The organism is Streptomyces sp. (assembly GCF_035563135.1).
Classification (GTDB): Bacteria; Actinomycetota; Actinomycetes; order Streptomycetales; family Streptomycetaceae; genus Streptomyces.
Genome location: NZ_DATMVN010000619.1, coordinates 1 through 2,532, shown reverse-complemented (window position 1 = coordinate 2,532; position 2,532 = coordinate 1). Strand labels below are relative to the sequence as shown.

At 71.2% G+C, this 2,532-nt stretch carries 3 protein-coding genes and 1 pseudogene; 1 reads left to right on the top strand and 3 read right to left on the bottom strand.

All coding sequences use genetic code 11. The features are described 5' to 3' along the window. On the top strand, positions 1-733 hold a 733-nt coding region (locus tag VN520_RS27665), incomplete at its 5' end, for a glycosyltransferase (RefSeq protein ID WP_325749678.1). 59 nt (positions 734-792) lie between these two features. On the opposite strand, the gene VN520_RS27660 is transcribed toward VN520_RS27665, so the two are convergent. The 3 genes and pseudogenes from VN520_RS27660 to VN520_RS27655 all read right to left on the bottom strand — a co-directional run. Next, positions 793-1,128 (bottom strand): chorismate mutase, encoded by a 336-nt coding sequence (locus tag VN520_RS27660; protein WP_325749677.1) that lies wholly within the window; start codon positions 1,126-1,128, stop codon positions 793-795. A gap of 504 nt (positions 1,129-1,632) precedes the next feature. Continuing rightward, positions 1,633-1,842 (bottom strand): annotated as a pseudogene (locus VN520_RS39710) (sortase domain-bontaining protein); the annotation flags it as partial. Between the two features lie 367 nt (positions 1,843-2,209). Then, a partial coding sequence (locus VN520_RS27655; protein ID WP_325749676.1) for a helix-turn-helix domain-containing protein occupies positions 2,210-2,532 on the bottom strand: 323 nt, incomplete at its 5' end.

The window sequence follows — 2,532 nt, the reverse complement described above, 5'->3', positions numbered from 1 at the left end:
CGGATCGTGCGGGTCGTACACCGAGCCGCCCAGGCTCAGCCGAACCTGGCGCCGGGTCAGTTCCTCGGCGATTGCGCGGGCGTCGGGGCGGGTCTCGGCCGAGCAGGCCCTCGATCTGTGCCCGCCCTCGCTGCAGCCCGCCGGCCCGCCGCCGTGGCCGGGGAGCATGCCTCTGCGGCCGAGCGCCGGCGAGCCCGGTCCGGTGCCGCCGGAGGTGGCCGACGTCCTCGCGGGCGACCGGCCCGTCGCCTACTTCACCCTCGGCACGGTCAAGAACACCGACACCGCCGACCTCGCGGCCGGGCTCACGGCCCTGGAGGGGTTCGACGGCGTCGTGGTCGCCACGACCGGCCGCCAGCTCGACCCCGACGAGCTCGACCCAGTGCCGGCCAACGCCGTGGTCGCGCAGTTCGTCCCGCAGGCCGCCCTGCTTGAGCGGGCCGACCTGCTGGTGTCCCACGGCGGGTCGGGCACGATGCTCGGCGGCCTCGTGCACGGCGTACCCCAGGTTGCCCTCCCGCGGGGGACCGACCAGCCGCAGAACGCCGCCCTGCTGGCCCGGGCCGGTGCGGGGGTGGTCGTCGCCCCAGAGAACTACGCCGTCACCACGATCCGGGCCGCGGTCGCCGAGGTGACCGGCGACCCGGCGTTCCCAGCGGCGGCCCAGCGCATACGCGAGGAGATCGCCGCGATGCCGGACGCCGACGCGGTGTGGGCCGGTCTCAGCGCCTGACCACGCCGCAGGATCCCCCGCGGGTCACCAGGCCCCGCGGCATCGGACTCCGCGGCGCCTCATGACGAACTCGGTAGCTCGCCTCTCCGCACGCTGCTGTCCTCGCGGGCATGCACCACCAGCTCGAGGTCGACGAAGGCAGCAATCAGGGCACGGTAAGTGCGCTCAACGACCTCCGGGGAGGCTCCGGCCGACACGCCCAACGCACGGACCCGGGCGATCACCGCTTCAACCCGCGCCGGAGCGCGTACTGCATCTTCATCCTGGTCGCGCTTGACCTGGCCTGCCCGCTGCACCCATTTCTCGCGCTCGGCTATCAACGCAACGATGTGGCCATCGAGCATGTCGATCGCTTGACGGATCTCTACGAGATCAGAGCTGTCGTTCGCGTCCACGTTCTGAGGTTACGGAAGCGGACGCGGCGGCCAGCCGGTCGTCCCGCAGCTGCGTAGCCAGTCGCACGCGGACGCCTGCGCAACGGATGTCCCGAACTCCATCAGCCCAAGCTCGCTACGGCGATGTGGGGTTCGACGAGGGCAACAGCCCGCCGACGTCCGGAAGGGATGGGCCTACGGCCCACCCTTCCAACCCTTCCCCCGGCCCGATGCAGGCGGATCGAAGGCGGTTGTGGGAAGCGGCCATGAGGATGTGGATGGGCGTCGGAGGCCCTTACGTCTGCGCGGGACGCGGTGTGTTGGGGCTCCGCTCATATACCGACTGCGGTGGCCGTGCCGGCCCGTGGAGGGTTACGCCGGCAATGACCGATGCGACACCGTGAGCGGGCGCGCTATGTCTGGCTGACCGTTGCCAGGCTGGCGAACACGATGACGTTGCTCTGGTAGTCCCCCGTGTCTTCGTCGAACGCCCCGCCGCAGGTGATCAAGCGCAGGCCGGCGTGGTCAATGTCGCCGTAGGCCCTCGGTCGGGAAGTCGTCCTTGGGGTGCTTCTCGACGCGGTCGACGCGGAAGGTCGCGACGGTGCCATCGGCGCGGTCGACGACGACGGTGTCCCCGGGACGCAGCTCCCGTAGCCCGTAGAAGGCTCCCGGTTCGCCCTTCCAGTCGACGCGACCGGCCAGGACAGCGGGCCCGAGCTCACCGGGTGTGGGGCTGCCGTCATATCAGCCGACCGGGTAGGCACCCGGAGGAACCTGCATGGACCCGTCCGGCTCCAAGCCGAGCTCCATGATCCGAGAAGGCGTACGACGGCATTCCCCGCGCGTGCAGTACTCGGTCCCGACGTCGGGCCGAACATTTCGCGACGCGTTCGACAGGTTGCTCGCCTGGGCCGACCAGCATGCGATCGACGTCCGCGCTGCCCGGCGGCGCTCCGATGAGGAGCGCTAGCCGCAGACGCGGCACGTCGCGGCAGACGCCGGCGTCGCTCCGGTGGTGCGGCGAGCTCCGACATCGTCGCCGAGCGACGACGGAGCGGCATCTGCGCAGCTGACTGCGGGGACGAGCAGGCGGCGGGCTCTACTCGGTGCGTGCACCCTGACGAGGGTCCTCGGGCAGCTCGCTGAGCAGGAGGGCGGCCTGGACCTCCGCTGTGCGTTCGGACACGCGGTGGCCCAGGAGCCGCTCGACCCGGTCAAGGCGGCTGATGAGGGTGTTGCGGTGCAGGAACAACAGCTCCGCGGTGGGCGCGACCCGCATGCGTGTCGCGAAGAACGCCCGAAGGGTGGCACGGAGGGTGAGCATGTCGTGGTCGGGTCCGGCGAGTTCACCCAGCGTGTGCTCGACGTACCACCGGGCGCGTTCCTCGTCCTGGTTGAGCGTCGCGGCGAGTGCCACGTCGG